The sequence below is a fragment of the Caulobacter sp. GW821-FHT05F04 genome (genome assembly GCF_059419665.1).
In genome coordinates, this window is sequence record NZ_JBWKSF010000013.1 from 14,895 (window position 1) to 29,405 (window position 14,511).

The window sequence follows — 14,511 nt, forward strand, 5'->3', positions numbered from 1 at the left end:
CTCCATAATTCGACCTGGGCGACCAACTCGACCGCGCACAGGACGGCAGGCGCTCGCCTGGCTTGAGATCCGAGGGGGCGGTGCTTGAGGCCCGCCCCCTCATCTAGAACCTGGTCGAACCGCTCGCGCGGACCCTGGTGGTCTGCCCGGCCTTGCTCGCCGCCGTCGTTTCAGCCTCGAGGCCGAACGTCCACTCGCCACGGCGGTAGGTGCCGCCGGCGCCCAGGACTAGAGAGTGATCGTCCGTGCCGCTCGGCTGCAGCGACCAGATCGGGCTATCAGCCCAGTCCGCGTATCGCATCCGAGCCGCCCCGCCTCTGTGGAGTTTCTGGCGATACTCCAGACGGAACGCCGGCAAGAGCGTCCCTTCGTCCAGCTCGTATCGGAGTTGACCACGAACGCCGAGCGCTCCGACCACGTCGCTTGCGCGCTGATCCATGAACGCCAGCGCGTAGGTCGCATCGCCCTGTTCAGTGAAACCGCTAAGGTTGGTCCACACGAACTGAACCCGGCCATACGGCGACACCATCAAACGGGGCCCTTGATGTTCCCAGCCAGCGGAAATCGCGCCGAACACCTGGTCGCCGCGACGCGAGCCAGTGACCGTTGCGCCGGTGGCGTCGATGTATCGCTGGCTGTCGAAGTCGAGCTTGCTAACACCCAGAACGGCATCGACGAAGGTTGCGCGCCCCGGCTGGTAGGACCCGTAACCGAAGAAACTGACCGACGAGGCCGAGGACTTGGTCCCCTTGTCGCCGATCTTCGTTTCGTCTTTGCCGAAGCCCGCGCCTGCACCCAGAACGATCTTCTCGCCGATCGGTGCGTCCACGCCGGCCGAAAGGCCGCCCGTCGTGAACTTCGACTTGGACCGGCGTTGCGCGCCGCGCGAGTTCCCGAAGTCGATCGCGCCTCCGGCCCACACCGAGACATCCGACGTGGTGGTCTGTCGCGCAGGCTCGCCGGCCGAGATTGGGTCATGGCCGCGGCCGAGCGCGCGATCGAGCTGGGCGGTGAAGTCGCGCCCTGCTTCTTCTTCTCGGGACACCAAGTCCCGGGTCAGCGGGAATGCAACGGACAGGCCGCTCTCGCGGCGACCGTTGTGGAGCCCCTCAAGGCGTCTCATGACGTTCGAAACCTGAGAGTCGCCGAACCGGCTCGCTGTGGCCGTTTGTGCGGCAATCAAGCCAGCCACATCACGGTTGAGCGTTGGGTTTTCCCGTTCCTGCACGTCCAGGGTCACGAAGGCCACAGCGGACACCGTGCGGCTGTTGGTCAGGGTGAAGCCGACGCGCGTGAGGCCGGTGAATTGACCTTTCGACGAGAAGACCATGAAGAACCGATCGCCCTCCTGTTCAACTCGCACATTGGCGATCTGGGGATCGAACGCAGCCAGTGAAGCCGCCACGAACGGTCCGCCCAACGCCCCCTCGGTAAGGTCGATCCGGACTTCCTTTCCCTGGAGCACGGTCGCTTTGAGGTCCTTCGAAGGCACGGCGGCCGCGAGGACAGACGCGACCAGGCTCGCGGGCTCCGAGGGGCCCCACTTGTTTCGCACCAAGAACGTCATCCTGGCTTCGCCCGAGAACTCCGCTGGGGCCGTGAAGGTCAGGTTGGTCCCCGATGTGGTCGCGTCCCCCGCCGAGGGCACATCCACGATGTCGGCGCCCTCGAATGGTCCCCCTTCGGCGGCCTGAGCAAGATCGACGGTGAACGGCACGCCAGCCACCACTTCGATCCGCACGTCGCGAACCACGGGCAGGGCCCCTTTCTCAACAACGACCGTCACGACAGCCTCAGCCGCCGCGCCGGAAGACGAGACCGCGCGGTATTTGAACCGATCAGTGCCGACAAAGTCAGGTTCAGGAGTGTAGAGCGCCTCGCCCTGCTCGACCTCTACGACGCCCTTTTGCGCCTGCTCCACGACCGCGAGCGACGCAACCGGCGCGCCTTGCACGAGCCGCATAAGGTTGACTGCGATCGGCGTGTTTACGGGCGTCGACTCTTCCGCAGGCTTCGCCTGCAGCTCCTCCGAGGGCTTCGGTGGCTCAACCGGGCAGATCGCGGGCGGGACTACGGACGAGCCATCCGCGCAGACTATTGGCGGAGGCGGCGGAGGCGGCGGAGGCGGCGGCGGCGGCGGGATAGCCACCACGTCCACGTTGAACACAGCCGGCGCCGAGTCTGCACCAACGCCGCGCCCGATAAGCTGGAAGCTGTCACCGCCCACGAAGCCGGGCGCAGGGGTGTACGTGGCATTCGAGCCTGAGACCACAACGCTTCCGTGCGCTGGAGAAGCGTAGCTCTCGATCGCGGCTAGAACGCCCGACGTGCTGATGCTGAAAACAACCGGCTCTCCTTCCTGAGTGGTCAGCGACGCGCCCTGGAGAACTGGCGCGCCGGGCGCCGCAACGTTGACGGAGAAATGGCCTATGGCCGACGCTCCCCCCGGGCCAGACACGGTGTAGTCGATCCCGCCAGCACCAATAAAGCCGTCGGCGGGTACAAACGTCACGGTTCCGCCTGCGAGTGAGGCCGTCCCTCCCACAGCGGCGCCCGACAGACTGAAACTGTTGACGATTCCCGTTGCGGGCAGGGCGAACGACACCGACTGCTTGTAGCCGGTGTTGACAGAGCCGCCGGTTGCGACGGGCGCGGCCGGCGCGGCGACATCGATGGTGATAGTCCCCGAAGCGGTCTCACCGATATCGTTCGTCCCGGTCACGACGAAATGGTCTTGACCGACGAAGCCGGGGTTGGGCGTGTAAGTGAAGTTACCGCCCGTTCCGATCGAAAGCCCCCCGCTTGCGGGCGGCTCGGTGATCGTCGCGTTCCCCTTCATGAGGTTAGCGCCGAGGGACGTAACGACTTTGTTCGTCACCGGCGTTTCGAATGCAGCGGTCCACGTCGCGTCTAGCGGCTGGACCAGCGGCGGCTTTGCGATCGTGAAGTCCATGCGCGCCGGGGCCGACGTACCGCCGGGACCTGTGAGCGTCACTTCCACGCTCTCGGTGCCGTAAAAGCCTCTGGCTGGATTAAACTCCAGCATGCCGCTGGGGACGTTATACCCGAAGGTCCCATTTGCAGACGGCGGAACGTTGATCGACGTGGCAATGCCGGTGATCGGCATCTGAAGTTGTAGAGGAGTGAGGTACGGTCCCGACGCCGAAGCGGGACCAATCGTTGGGGCGGCAGGCATGCCGATGTTGATCGTTACGACGCCCGACTTGGGCCCGCCCTCACCGTCGGCGGTATAGGTCAAGGTGTCAGTGACGCCGTAGTAGGCGCTGCTACCCGTGTAGGTTAACGTTGTGCCACTGATAGTTGCGCTGCCCTTAGTCGGCGGGGACGTGACGGCGACGCTCGTAAAGGTCCCGCCGATGGGCAGGCTCAGGTTCGTAGCGGCGTTGAAAGGCACGTTCATGGTCGCGTCGCCAGCCGTCACCGGGGCGGGGGCGTTGATGGTCACGCTCATCGAACCAGCCCCGCCGTAGCAGGCGTTCTCCGCATAGACCGTGACCACATCGGTCCCTGCGCTAGATCCGGCAGTGTACGAAACCGTGCTCCCGCTCAGGCTCGCAGTGCCGCGGCCCCAGGAGGACGCGGCCGAATACGCCCAACCATTCACGACTGTAACGGTCGCGGTTCGGGTCGCGCCTGTGCTCAGCGCGATTGCGTTGGGGGAAATCGAGACCGACGGCGACGGATATCCGTCGCACGGATCCACCGGAGGCGGCGGAGGCGGCGGCGGAGGCGGCGGCGGAGGCGGCGGCGGAGGTGGCGGCACCGGGCACAACGAAGGGTCGCTCGCCGTCGACCCGTCGTAGCAGGGGTACGTCGGCGGCGGCGGCGGCGGCGGCGGCGGCGGCGGCTCCACCACGACCGGAGGAGGTGGCGGCGGCGGAGGCGGAGGCGGCGGAGGCGGCGGCGCTGGAGGGGGGGTCGGACACGCCTGATCCGAACCGATTATCTTCCCGTCACCGCAGTCTTGTCCGGGACACCACGGATCGTCCGGATTCTTTTCGCAGTACCAGGGATCATGCGTTTGGCTTTGGGCCGGTGTCGCGGCCAGAACAGCAGCGCCAACTGCTGTAACAATGGCTGCGCTGTTGTTGAATCCGCCGGCCGCTACAGTGGCGGCCGTGGCGACTGAGACGAAGAAGCGCCGAGGCGCTCCGTCCCTGGCGCGCGATGTTCCTTGATCACTTGCACGGCCGCTAAGGCGGCGCTGCGCGGCAGCATCGTTGCCGCCGCAATTTGCTCTTTTGGACATAAGCGGTTCCCTGGTTCGGCGGCGAGCGCGCGTCAGCTGCACACCTAAGCGGCTGCAACATGAATTACCCTATAAGGTACAAACCAGCTGCGATCAACGGCCGCTAATTCGCGCTTTACCCAGTTTATGACCGCTGTGCTTGGCAGTACGCCCGTCTTTTCAGTTCGGAACGTCGATGAGTTTGAGAGCGCCTTGAACCGATATTGCGATCACGGTCGATCGCCGTGACGCGTGCGGCCTTGGAGAGCACGCGCCGATAAGCCGCCATCCACGGCGGGTTGTAATCACGGGGCGGGCCGGCTGTTTTTCAACCGGAAATATACGTCCCGTAAACTATAGCGCGACCCACTTTCGGCGCGAACTCCGCGCATTCGCGCTCCGTTGATGTATAGATTGCTCCAGAGAGTGGTTAATCTCGTATTCAGCACACATAAATTACCCTATAGGGTGTTTTGGGGTTGCTCTCGTTTTTGTTGCCGCTAAACTCCTAATTGTCAGCACGGCGCTGACACCGGCCAGACGGCTCGGAAAATCAAGGAGTTAGACAACATGACCATTCGCTCGAAGATCGCCCAAGCTGCCGCCATCGCCCTGGTCCTGGGCGCCGGTTTCACGGCCAATGCTGAAACCACTCAGAACGTCAGCGCTGCGCCGGAAAAGCTGTTCCTGGTGACGGTCGACAGCACCGGCTGCGCCGACGTGAACGCCTCGGACGGCCCGATCGCCAGCTTCTCGCGCAACTGCGGCGAGTACCAAGCCGCCATGCCCCGCGACATGTGGATCCCGTCCATCCGCAGCCAGGTGATCGACAAGCTGTGCCCGAAGGTCGACGGCGGCCGTCAGTGCATCGACGCCGTGGTGGTCCGCAAGGGCAAGCCCGACGCCAAGCTGACCGAGCAACTGCTGCGCCGGACCAGCGACACCCAGGCCGTGTTCCTGGCCCGTCAGCTCCGCCTCCGCATCCCGATGTAAACCCCTGGTCGCCCTCCCCCGGCCGCTACCCCCTCCGGCGGCCGGGGTTGGAGAGGAGTAGGGAATGTTCCCCGACAACCGAGCGCGGGCCGTGGAGCGCAGAGCGCTTCACGGCTCTGGCGGGCCGCCAGAGCCCGCAGTGGCGTCCGAGGTTCACCGCTTCAGAGATCGCTTGGAGCGCATGAGGCGGGCCAACGAGCTACTCACCAAATGGCGTCCGAACCAGGCCGCTCCCGCTTTGGAGCAGCTGGGTTTCCCTCGATCGACGGTCGCGCGCCTGATCTCTCCCGCAGTGGGGGGGCAATACGGCTTCACAGACGCGGAGATCGCCGAAGCGGAAGCCGAGTTCATCAAGGCGCTCCGGCAGGAGACCACTGCCATTATCCGGGCGGTTGAGTAGCGCGCTTTGAACGGCGCCGCTGTCCCCCGCCCTTCCCTTCCACATCATATCGGCTTGGAGCGAAGCGCATGTCTTGGACCGACGAACAGGTGGCGACCTTGACCAAGCTATGGGTTGACGGGCTGTCCGCCAGTCAGATCGCCAAGCAGCTAGGCGGCGTCTCCCGTAATGCTGTGATTGGTAAGGTTCACCGGCTTGGGCTCGCGGGCCGAGCCGCGCCATCGCAGCCTGCCCGTCCAGCCTTCAAGGCCCCTCGCCTGCCCTCCCGGGCGGCACCGTTGGCCCCGCGGCCCGTGGCGCCAATTAAAGCGCCTCCTGCGCCGGCTCTCGCTGCATCGACCCGGACCGTGGATCGCGAAGAACCTGGCGCGGCCACCGTCCTGACGGTTGGCCCCCACATGTGCAAGTGGCCGATAGGAGACCCCCTGTCAGACGGCTTCACCTTCTGCGCCCGTCGTGCGCCCGATGGGCGGCCATACTGCGGCGACCACGCTCAGAAGGCATATCAGCCACGGCAACCGCCTCGCCGGAAGTCACCGCACGACACCCCCGCGCCCAGGCGCAACATGTCCGGCCTGCGCTACTAGGCCGACCTGTTCACCGCCGCGCGCATTTCAATCGTCATCCCAGGTCCTGCAGGAGCATAATATGGTCGGAAGGTCCAAAACTCAGCCGAGCCACGTCGCCGTCATTGACCATTACGTCGGCACGAACATTCGGCTTCGGCGAAAGGAGCTTGGCCTTAGCCAGTCGCATGTCGCCGACGCGATCGGCGTGTCATTTCAGCAGCTCCAGAAGTACGAGCGAGGGACAAACCGCATTTCGGGGTCCACCCTTTTCGTGACGGCGGAAGTCCTGAAGGTGCCTGTGTCCTACTTCTTCAAAGGGCTCCCTGACCATTCAGCCGGCGAGACTTTCGACGCGCTGACCGGCGTCCAGGATCTGCTCGCGGAAGGCGGCAGCCTGGAGCTGCTTTCTTCGTATCGGCGCCTGTCGCCGAACATGCGCAGGGCCCTCGTTGCGATCAGCTCCGCTCTGGTTGCCGACGATGAGGCTCTGGAAGATCCGGCGCGGGCTCGGATGGCCAGTTAGGGGCGTCGATACAAATCTGAGGCGAGTGCGACGAAATAACGCGAGTCAGCAACTTTCGAGTAACCAGCCGAAACGTAAACATGGTTCAGTTCGGTAAGGGGCGTTTCATGGTAGTGTTTCAGGACGGGTGCGCGTTCGACATCACCCCCGATGATTTGAAGGCTTATCTTCGGTCAGTCGCAGGCGGCCAGGCGGTCGCGCTCGAGCAGTTCAGCATCGAAGTTGGCGACTACCTGGGCGACTTCACGGACATGTCTCCCGCTCTAGCGCGGGTGCTTCAGGGCGCACTAGCGGCCAACGCACTCGGCAGGTCGGCCAGCGGCGATCTTTCTATCCTGGCCCAGCTCGTAGCTTCACGACAAACGGACCTGGTCGCCAATAAGCCGCCCCGGATCCGGCACGTCGCGGCCTAACCAGGTCAGTTCCACAACGTTTTGTAAGGGCCCGGCCGCACGCGCACGCGAGCGGACGGGAGAGTATTGTCTATGCTTAAGCCGCTTTCAGGCCGCCTACTTGATGTCGAGAACGTCGCTCTCGTAGAGGAGCTGCCGAATGTCCGGCGGAAGCAGGAGTTGCCAAAGCGGCACGCCGAGCGCGGCGGCGATACGCGACATCATCGTGATCGTGACGTTCACGCCGCCATGCTCGATGCCGCTGATATAGTTCGCCTTTACACCGGTCGCCTCAGCAACGTGGACCTGATTGATCTCCTGGAGTTCGCGCTGGCGCTTAAGCGCTTCGGCGAAATATCCGACTTCCGGAAACTCGCTTGTGTCGATCGGGCGGACCGTAGGCATAGCATCTCCCTTGCGGCCGTCAGCGCACAGACCAGCATAGCACCTCGACCCTTCTTAAATTGCCCGCCCACACCTTGGGACGAGCACCAATGCACCCGCTCGCGAGGGGTGTGCCGTCTGCCGGCAGAGAACGCCAGATTGGTTACTGCAGCGTTTCGCGGGCGCCAACAGTTCCGGCGAATTAAGAATTGCTGGAGGACGGCGCGGGCTTTGACCGTGGGCGGCCGCGCTTACGCGTCTCCTCTCCACCGAAAAGCTCTGGGATCGTGACCTCGAAAGTGCGCGCGATGCGGTACACCAAGCCCAGCTCCGGCTCGATCCGACCGCTTTCTAGTAGAGAGACCTTCGCCTGGCGCGTGCCAGCGCTATCGGCGAGCTTCTGCTGGGACCAGTTCCTGTTCATCCGCAGGGTCCGGATGCGAGTGCCGAGAGCCTGGCGCACGGCGAGCCAGTCTCCATCGACATGCGGGTCAGCCTTTGGCGCCTGGTCCACCAACATCCGATTCTCTGCCTCTCAGATCCTGACCACCAAGCCTGAATCGACGGCGAGTTTGACGCCCGCAAATCGTCGCAGATTGTGCCGCTATCTATATGACGGTTCGCCAGTTTTTGACCAGCACCTCGCGCAAATTCGCGACGCCGAATTTGGTCTGTTCCCGGTGCCCCAAGCCGCCTACCGACTCAGCGAACCATTGTCTTTATTGGGGAATTTGTCGCTTCCGAGAATCGGCAATTCCTTAAAACTCGTTAATCGCAAGCCTAATTTTATTCTCTCAGAGAATAATAATGGGGGTGTTCGCGGCGTGTCAGTTCGGCACACTACCCCCTGGCGAAGCGAGTCTTCGTTCCGTCTCTTTGGTCTGAGTGTCGCTCGGGTGTGTGTGCGATGAGGCCCAAAAAGACGAAAGCCCAGCTCTTCGGCCGGGCCTTTCGATAGTTCGGGATTTCGTGGCGTTTTCCGCCGGTGTCGCAACCAAGGAAATCCCACGAAACCGAAGGCCAGTCAACTCAGAATCATGATTCTGAGCACGTTACTGGCTTGCCTATCGTCTGGAGCCAGTCGGAGGGCCTCATCCTAGTGGAGAGGATCCGATGGACAGCTCAGTCCTGCTTGGAGGGGTAGCCCCCTCCCCTTTGCTCGCGGTCAGCGAGCGCGACGTTATCTTTCGTGAATCCAGCCGGTTGCGCGGGACTTTTGAGAGATCCTTCTGGCGGTCCGTGACGAAGCACGAGGCCCGAAAGATCGCCGCCGCGTGTGAGGCGTTTGAAGACGCCACCAAGCGCTATGGAAAGCGGGAGGGCGCGCTCGGCGCCACGGCCGTCCGCGTCGCCAAGTATCTCGCGAACATGGCGCACGCCTGCCGTGGCCGCGTGGATCCGTCCTTCGCCGAGATTTGCCGGAAGGTGAAGCGCTCCAGGGCGGCAGTTGCACGGGCGATCCGCAACCTGGTCCTTCATGGGTTCCTGGAACGGGTTCGGCGGGTGGAGCGGACTTCGCGCGTCGGCGCGGGCCCGCAGCTTCGACAAACCTCCAATGCTTATCGCGTCAGCCTTCCGGCCAAGGCCGCGGGCCTGATTGAGCGGTTCTTCCCCCTCCCCGCTGACGAGCTGGTCAGACAGCAACAGCGGGCCACTGAGCAGAAGGCTTACGACAAGGCGGGAGTTGAAATCTTGGGGGCGTCTACCGGGATGTCGGCGGCTCTTAAACGCATGGAGGAAGCTCTTGAGCGGAAACGTTTGGAGAGCCTCGCGCGAGTTCAGTGAGTGCGCCTGAAATCCTCTTTTCCTCTTATTCTATGGATATACCTGTCATGTGAAGGATAACACCGGCTCCCAATGTGCCGGGCGCTATCACTGTGCCTAATGAGCTACCTTCGGGCCACAGCAACGGCCTCCCTATGTCATTCGAGATGGCAGAGGTGGCGATCGCGTGCGCCATGAGGTACCCTATAGGGTATGAGCGACGCCCTCCCCTCACAGCAGTCTCAAGTCTCGCGAATTTCTGGCGCGACTTGCGACCGAAAAGGCGAGCATGTCGGCTACTCACGTAGGACGGCCGAGTGCGGAGAAGCCATCGCGCAGCTCGAGATGCTCCGGAACGCCGGCTGTTCGGCGGTGTTCGAGGATATTGGTGGGATCTCCCTGGTTATCAGACCAGGCCTGGAGGAAGCGATCCGGGCTGCGTCTGGCGGCGTTCTCGTGGTCGCGGGGTTCGATAGGCTTGCCGGTCGGATTGAGGATCTTTTGGAGATCCTTCGGCAGATCGAAGCCGCGAACGCTCATCTGGTGTCGCTTCACGATGGGTTCGATACTCGGGTCGCTACCAGCAGCTTTGAGTTCTCCCGTTTACTGAGCCAGTTCCGACAGAGGGCTTTGCATCTTTCTCGCCGGTCGAGGCGGGCTCGGCGGTTCGGCCCCCCTACCCTTTCCGGCGCCAACCTGGTCAGAGCCCTTGAGGCTTACACTGCAAAGGATATTGGGTTGTCAGAGGCCGTTGCCGCGTCCGGTGTCTCGAAGGCGACGTTTCTTCGGAGGGTCGCTGAGCTTAGATGCGCGCGTGAAATATCAAATTCTGGGTTGAACGCTAACCCGTGCTAAACCTCGTCTGTGCAGAATGTCACCGTTGAGGTGACTTATGATCGTTTCCGAAGGCCAGTGGGCGTTTTCGTTTAGCCGGCAGAAGCTTGACGCTTTCCTTTTGAAGGTTGCTGAGGGCCACGGAGCCGCAGTCTCAGACCTGGCGCCGGCTATTGGGCCGATTTTCCGTGATCTTTCAGGCCTCGATCCGCGCGGCGCTCAGGTCCTTCTGGTCGAGATCGAGCGAGCGGAATCGGCTGGAGAGTCAATCCTTCCCGCGGAAGGCTTGGAGTGATGGAGCTCCACCGGTAGACAAACGGTATACCACTAGCATCCGAATACCATTCCACTTGTCGACGCGTAGTGCGCGGCGACCACGCGCATGACAAACGCAGCGCATAGCGACTGCATTGAACTAGTCCGAATATAGCCGACATATCGCTTGCGTATCGCCCTCGCGTGCTGTACATATGCCCTAGGCTGTGGAGACGCGCGGAATATGGCCGCGATGCGTCTCGCAGCGGGATAGTGGGCCAGTGCGCGACGTAGTGTTGCGGCGGCGCATACGCGGAGTCTACCGATGGGAGCCGTACTTTCGGTGTGTTCAAGTAAGGGTGGGGCCGGGAAATCGACCCTGAGCCTCATCCTCGCCGGCGCGCTTGAGGCGCAGGGCTACAGCGTCCGCATCATTGACGCGGATCCAGCTGGGCGTCTTGTGAAGGTCGCTGAGGCTGGCAGCCTTCCAGACGGCATTTCCGTCACGAAGGCGCTTGAACGCGAAGTGAGCAAGGCCATCCGCGCCGCCGCCGACGAGGTCGATTGCGTGATCGTCGACGTTGCCGGAACGGCGAACTTGGCGATTGCCGCAGCGGCGGGCAATTCGGACCTGACGATCGTCCCGGCCAATCCTAGCGCACCTGACGTAATGGACGCGGTCGATACGGTCGAACTCATCCGCGACATGGAAGAAACCTCGCGGAGAAAGCACCCTTACGCCCTGGTCTGGATGCGCGTGCCGCAGTTCCGATCGCGCGAAATGAACACGCTCGAAGCGACGGTAAGAGGGGCGGGCATCCCCATCCTCTATTCGATTGCGAACCGCACCGCTTACCAGGCGATGTTCTCCTACAGCACTACGCTTCAGAACCTCGACGCTGGCGACGTGCCCAACCTCGACAAGGCTCTGGCCGAGAGTACGGGTCTGCTCGACGCCGTCCTGGATATGATCAAACAGACCGCAGACGCGGCGTGAGGTGGACTATGTCAGAGACCGCAGCAAAACCCGTTCGGCGTGACATTCTGGCCGGTATCAAGCCTCGCGCGACGCGGGAGCCGCTCGACGACGAGGCGATCCTCGCCGTGGCGTCCAAAAGCGGCTTCGCGCGCGAGGACGCGCCAGCGGCAAGCCCGCCGGCGTTGATCCAGCCGTCGTCAGAGGGGCGAGATCGGGCGCCACCGGCGAAAACGCCCTTGCGCCGCGAACGGAAGAAATCGCCCTACAACGAAAGCTTTTCCGCCAAGGTGTCGCTCGAAGCTATGAACGCCATCTACGAAGAGGCCAACAGCCGCGAAATCCAGATTGGTCGCGTGATCGATGAGATGGTCGCCGCCTGGAAGGCGGCCACCGGGAAGTAGGCTCCAGGGGGGCGGTAATTCCACGAATACGGGCGGGGAGGGGAGGGCGAGCTTGAACTCTTCTTCCCCGAGCCTAGACTACCAAAGTCGCATGACGCGATTGCCCTCCGGCGATGTTGCCGGGTCCAATGATGGATGGCTCAAATGCTGGTTTTCTGTGAGTTCGGAAGCTCTAGCGCCATCGGCTTTGTGCCGGATGGAACGCCGCTCAATGCGCCCTTCGCGCTCCAATGCTCGCCCACGGCCCCGCCGATCTCTGTCCTGGGGCAGTTCTGCAACGTCTCGGTCGTTGCCGAAACCGCCGGCGAGACCGAGGCCCAGCGGGTCGCGACGATCTACGACAACATGGTCCGCAGGCAGCAATACGTCAGCGAGCACGGCTTCGCGCGTCTCATCGGGGAGGGCCTGATCGAGATCTCGACTGGCCGAAGCACCGTCCAGGTGCATCACACCGGGAGCTGCTGGAGTGTTCGCGGAGGCCTCTACGAGGCGCTGGATACGAACCTCGAAATCGCCGCTTCCCTGGTGGTGAACGGCTAAATCTTCGCGAGAACCTAACGTCCGCTAAACCTAACGGGCATACCCTATAGGGTGTTACCCACCCCCAAAGAGGGAGTCAGTGAACATGTCAACCGCCAGAAGTCCCGGTGTGCAAAAGGAGAAGCTCGCCAAGCGGGCGGCGAGAATGTGGAACGACACTAACGACTTCGCTGTTGGCGCCATTGGGGCTGTCACGATCGCGGCCGTGGTGTTCACGATCCAGGTCACAAATCCGCCCGTAGAGCATCTTTCACGGGCCGGAGCCGTGGTGGCGGTCGAGCCGGCGGGCGACAGCAGGACAGTCGTTACAATCCCCGGGCGGCGTCTCCAGGTCGTGGGGGTTTGGCCTGGCGTCGTCGGAACGCCTGTAGCGATCAAGACCTGGACCAAGGGCAGTGGCCCGATCAGCTTGCCGATCGTCAGGGCCTCCGAGCTGTGCTTCGCCAGCGGCGACTACTGCTCTCCCATTCAGAACCTTGGAGAGTGATATGGGAAAGCTCTCTAAGGTGTCCGGGTCCGAGCTCATCCAGTTCGCCATTCTCTACGCGCTGGCGGTCGGGAAGCTGACCTACCCATGTTTCGGAGAGGGCTTGGCGGATGTCCTGTCATGCACGCTGCCGGCGGCGATTTTCACCTACGTGACGCTTCAGGTGATCGCCGGCGACATGCATCTCGTCGCAGCAAGGGTCAAAGCGCGGGGAGGCGTGAAATGAACCTGTTCGAGCGCCTGGACCCGCTGGGCCGGATCCTCTTCGTGTTGTGGGTGCTGTTGCTGACCTGCTGGCTCGGCTCCACCGCCATCAACTTCGTTCGAGCCTTCCACGCTTTTAGCGATGTGCCCCGGGACGTGCTGTGGCTCGCCAGCCCAGTCTCCCTAGTTCTCTTTCTCACCGCGACGGGTATGGGCTTCCTGGAGGACAGCTTCCGAGCGGCCATCCTAGCGCCGATCATGGCCGCGTTCTTCCACTTCCTGTCCGGAGAGTGGCTGAAATGACCCGAAACAGCGTGTCAGCGACTCCAGGGACCAGGGGACTCTTCTTCACCTGTGACGGATGCGGCCCGGTTGCGGTCAGGGATGTGATTATCCCCAAAGACCATGTTGGGAATTTCTACTGTCCGACATGCGGCTATGACTGCCTATACGAACACGAATTGCCGGGCCCGCCCGTCGATGAGCGGGAGCGCAAAGCCATCTCAAAACGCGATAGGGCGCTCTGGAATGCCGCGCACTGGCGAGCGTTCTGGATCGTGGCGCCTCGACAGCGGCTGGAGATTGTCTGGCTTTTCTGGCTCTCCAGTCCTGTCGGCGAGAGCTATCGCCGCCTTCGCCGCTCCGACACGCTTTGGCAAATCCGGATGTTCCGAAATCGTGTCATGAGGGGCGTCCGCGGAATGGCGGAGCGATGGGATCGCAAGCGAAAAGCGCGGCTCCTATACGAGCCTCTTCCGCACGCCGACGATGCAGATGACCTCCCGTTCTAGGCGCTGACGGCCGCTGGGCTGTTTGCCGTCGCGATGGAGCTTGATGGCGCTGTGCGCCTCTTCAACTGTCATGAGCTTTTCCCCTGCGACGACCAGAGCGGCGCTGAGGATTTCGCTCTCGCCTGGATCACGGCCCGCGAGATCCAGCCTGATCTATTCGCTTAGCCCGAGGCTTTGGGCCTCGGGGACGGGGCTCCAGAGAGGGGTTTGCGGGCGATTTCGGGGAGGGGAGGGCGGTTTGCCTTTGGCGGTGTCGCCCGGCCGGTCTAATCTCCTAGTCAACCGCTTCCGGCGATGTTGCCGGGTCCAATGTTGGAGAGCGACATGCTCGTTACGGTTTCTTCCCCCGCTGGCGACCTTGCCGGTTTCGTTTCCGATGACGCGGACCTGGACGGGACGTTCCGCCTGATCGAACAAGAGTCATTCGAGGCGATCGCGGTGTATGGCTGGCGTTGCGAAGTGAAACGCTCGCCCCCGTCGCCCTTCACCATGACCGAAGGCGAAATCTTCCACACCATCTGGGAAATGTTCTGGACCAAGGGCCTGCAAATGGGCCGCCTTGGCTGCATCCGACCGCTGGGCGAGGATCAGTTCGAGATGACGACGAGCGCCGGCGTCTATCGGATCACCGAACGTCCCTTCGCCTGCGTGGTGGAATCCGGCGGCCTGTTCGGCAGCTCTTCCACCGTCAACGCCGCCGCTGGCGAGCTGTTTCTCAAGATGAAGGGCGAGTGGCTGGCCTAGCG

At 62.9% G+C, this 14,511-nt stretch carries 18 protein-coding genes; 15 read left to right on the forward strand and 3 right to left on the reverse strand.

Translation table 11 applies throughout. The annotated features are described in order from the left end of the window. Positions 1-103: 103 nt before the first annotated feature. Complete coding sequence (locus tag AC07R7_RS24110; protein WP_494636841.1) at positions 104-3,472, reverse strand: autotransporter family protein; 3,369 nt, start codon at positions 3,470-3,472, stop codon at positions 104-106. 1,347 nt (positions 3,473-4,819) lie between these two features. Between AC07R7_RS24110 and AC07R7_RS24115 the strand changes: the two genes are divergently transcribed. From AC07R7_RS24115 to AC07R7_RS24135, 5 genes are all read left to right on the forward strand, one after another. Next, complete coding sequence (locus tag AC07R7_RS24115) at positions 4,820-5,242, forward strand: hypothetical protein (protein ID WP_494636842.1); 423 nt, start codon at positions 4,820-4,822, stop codon at positions 5,240-5,242. Positions 5,243-5,306: 64 nt separating this feature from the next. After that, the gene (locus AC07R7_RS24120) at positions 5,307-5,642 is read left to right on the forward strand and encodes a hypothetical protein (protein ID WP_494636843.1); all 336 of its coding nucleotides are present in this window, start codon (positions 5,307-5,309) and stop codon (positions 5,640-5,642) included. A gap of 68 nt (positions 5,643-5,710) precedes the next feature. Then, positions 5,711-6,229, forward strand: a complete 519-nt coding sequence (locus tag AC07R7_RS24125; RefSeq protein WP_494636844.1) for a GcrA family cell cycle regulator — start codon at positions 5,711-5,713, stop codon at positions 6,227-6,229. A gap of 61 nt (positions 6,230-6,290) precedes the next feature. Beyond that, a complete protein-coding gene (locus AC07R7_RS24130; RefSeq protein WP_494636845.1) occupies positions 6,291-6,734 on the forward strand; it encodes a helix-turn-helix domain-containing protein in 444 nt (147 codons plus the stop codon). Positions 6,735-6,814: 80 nt separating this feature from the next. Then, positions 6,815-7,147, forward strand: coding sequence for a hypothetical protein (locus tag AC07R7_RS24135; protein WP_494636846.1), 333 nt, complete (start codon positions 6,815-6,817; stop codon positions 7,145-7,147). A 96-nt stretch (positions 7,148-7,243) separates the two neighbouring features. Here AC07R7_RS24135 and AC07R7_RS24140 read toward each other — a convergent pair whose 3' ends face one another. Both AC07R7_RS24140 and AC07R7_RS24145 read right to left on the reverse strand, forming a co-directional pair. After that, positions 7,244-7,531, reverse strand: a complete 288-nt coding sequence (locus tag AC07R7_RS24140) for a helix-turn-helix domain-containing protein (protein WP_494636847.1) — start codon at positions 7,529-7,531, stop codon at positions 7,244-7,246. 181 nt (positions 7,532-7,712) lie between these two features. Beyond that, complete coding sequence (locus tag AC07R7_RS24145; protein WP_494636848.1) at positions 7,713-8,030, reverse strand: helix-turn-helix transcriptional regulator; 318 nt, start codon at positions 8,028-8,030, stop codon at positions 7,713-7,715. Between the two features lie 593 nt (positions 8,031-8,623). Between AC07R7_RS24145 and AC07R7_RS24150 the strand changes: the two genes are divergently transcribed. From AC07R7_RS24150 to AC07R7_RS24195, 10 genes are all read left to right on the forward strand, one after another. Next, on the forward strand, positions 8,624-9,295 hold the full coding sequence (locus tag AC07R7_RS24150; RefSeq protein WP_494636849.1) for a hypothetical protein: 672 nt from the start codon (positions 8,624-8,626) through the stop codon (positions 9,293-9,295). Positions 9,296-9,619: 324 nt separating this feature from the next. Beyond that, a complete protein-coding gene (locus AC07R7_RS24155) occupies positions 9,620-10,129 on the forward strand; it encodes a recombinase family protein (protein ID WP_494636916.1) in 510 nt (169 codons plus the stop codon). A 37-nt stretch (positions 10,130-10,166) separates the two neighbouring features. After that, the gene (locus AC07R7_RS24160) at positions 10,167-10,403 is read left to right on the forward strand and encodes a hypothetical protein (RefSeq protein ID WP_494636850.1); all 237 of its coding nucleotides are present in this window, start codon (positions 10,167-10,169) and stop codon (positions 10,401-10,403) included. A 285-nt stretch (positions 10,404-10,688) separates the two neighbouring features. Continuing rightward, positions 10,689-11,360, forward strand: coding sequence for a nucleotide-binding protein (locus tag AC07R7_RS24165; protein WP_494636851.1), 672 nt, complete (start codon positions 10,689-10,691; stop codon positions 11,358-11,360). A gap of 8 nt (positions 11,361-11,368) precedes the next feature. Then, positions 11,369-11,743: a hypothetical protein gene (locus AC07R7_RS24170; protein ID WP_494636852.1), complete on the forward strand. Its 375-nt coding sequence runs from the start codon at positions 11,369-11,371 to the stop codon at positions 11,741-11,743. A 144-nt stretch (positions 11,744-11,887) separates the two neighbouring features. After that, complete coding sequence (locus AC07R7_RS24175; protein ID WP_494636853.1) at positions 11,888-12,283, forward strand: hypothetical protein; 396 nt, start codon at positions 11,888-11,890, stop codon at positions 12,281-12,283. A gap of 85 nt (positions 12,284-12,368) precedes the next feature. Beyond that, positions 12,369-12,770, forward strand: coding sequence for a hypothetical protein (locus AC07R7_RS24180; protein WP_494636854.1), 402 nt, complete (start codon positions 12,369-12,371; stop codon positions 12,768-12,770). A 1-nt stretch (position 12,771) separates the two neighbouring features. Next, entirely contained in the window at positions 12,772-12,996 is a 225-nt protein-coding gene (locus tag AC07R7_RS24185) for a hypothetical protein (protein ID WP_494636855.1), read from the forward strand. Then, the gene (locus AC07R7_RS24190) at positions 12,993-13,277 is read left to right on the forward strand and encodes a hypothetical protein (protein ID WP_494636856.1); all 285 of its coding nucleotides are present in this window, start codon (positions 12,993-12,995) and stop codon (positions 13,275-13,277) included. The genes AC07R7_RS24185 and AC07R7_RS24190 overlap by 4 nt, the downstream gene beginning before the upstream one ends. Before the next feature lie 797 nt (positions 13,278-14,074). Further along, complete coding sequence (locus AC07R7_RS24195; protein ID WP_494636857.1) at positions 14,075-14,509, forward strand: hypothetical protein; 435 nt, start codon at positions 14,075-14,077, stop codon at positions 14,507-14,509. The last annotated feature ends 2 nt before the right edge of the window (positions 14,510-14,511 follow it).

Bases quoted from the DNA above. Each gene is read 5' to 3' on its own strand.
- AC07R7_RS24110 (WP_494636841.1), bottom strand. From the start codon at position 3,472: ATGAGCGTGACCATCAACGCCCCCGCCCCGGTGACGGCTGGCGACGCG.
- AC07R7_RS24115 (WP_494636842.1), top strand. From the start codon at position 4,820: ATGACCATTCGCTCGAAGATCGCCCAAGCTGCCGCCATCGCCCTGGTC.
- AC07R7_RS24120 (WP_494636843.1), top strand. From the start codon at position 5,307: ATGTTCCCCGACAACCGAGCGCGGGCCGTGGAGCGCAGAGCGCTTCAC.
- AC07R7_RS24125 (WP_494636844.1), top strand. From the start codon at position 5,711: ATGTCTTGGACCGACGAACAGGTGGCGACCTTGACCAAGCTATGGGTT.
- AC07R7_RS24130 (WP_494636845.1), top strand. From the start codon at position 6,291: ATGGTCGGAAGGTCCAAAACTCAGCCGAGCCACGTCGCCGTCATTGAC.
- AC07R7_RS24135 (WP_494636846.1), top strand. From the start codon at position 6,815: ATGGTTCAGTTCGGTAAGGGGCGTTTCATGGTAGTGTTTCAGGACGGG.
- AC07R7_RS24140 (WP_494636847.1), bottom strand. From the start codon at position 7,531: ATGCCTACGGTCCGCCCGATCGACACAAGCGAGTTTCCGGAAGTCGGA.
- AC07R7_RS24145 (WP_494636848.1), bottom strand. From the start codon at position 8,030: ATGTTGGTGGACCAGGCGCCAAAGGCTGACCCGCATGTCGATGGAGAC.
- AC07R7_RS24150 (WP_494636849.1), top strand. From the start codon at position 8,624: ATGGACAGCTCAGTCCTGCTTGGAGGGGTAGCCCCCTCCCCTTTGCTC.
- AC07R7_RS24155 (WP_494636916.1), top strand. From the start codon at position 9,620: ATGCTCCGGAACGCCGGCTGTTCGGCGGTGTTCGAGGATATTGGTGGG.
- AC07R7_RS24160 (WP_494636850.1), top strand. From the start codon at position 10,167: ATGATCGTTTCCGAAGGCCAGTGGGCGTTTTCGTTTAGCCGGCAGAAG.
- AC07R7_RS24165 (WP_494636851.1), top strand. From the start codon at position 10,689: ATGGGAGCCGTACTTTCGGTGTGTTCAAGTAAGGGTGGGGCCGGGAAA.
- AC07R7_RS24170 (WP_494636852.1), top strand. From the start codon at position 11,369: ATGTCAGAGACCGCAGCAAAACCCGTTCGGCGTGACATTCTGGCCGGT.
- AC07R7_RS24175 (WP_494636853.1), top strand. From the start codon at position 11,888: ATGCTGGTTTTCTGTGAGTTCGGAAGCTCTAGCGCCATCGGCTTTGTG.
- AC07R7_RS24180 (WP_494636854.1), top strand. From the start codon at position 12,369: ATGTCAACCGCCAGAAGTCCCGGTGTGCAAAAGGAGAAGCTCGCCAAG.
- AC07R7_RS24185 (WP_494636855.1), top strand. From the start codon at position 12,772: ATGGGAAAGCTCTCTAAGGTGTCCGGGTCCGAGCTCATCCAGTTCGCC.
- AC07R7_RS24190 (WP_494636856.1), top strand. From the start codon at position 12,993: ATGAACCTGTTCGAGCGCCTGGACCCGCTGGGCCGGATCCTCTTCGTG.
- AC07R7_RS24195 (WP_494636857.1), top strand. From the start codon at position 14,075: ATGTTGGAGAGCGACATGCTCGTTACGGTTTCTTCCCCCGCTGGCGAC.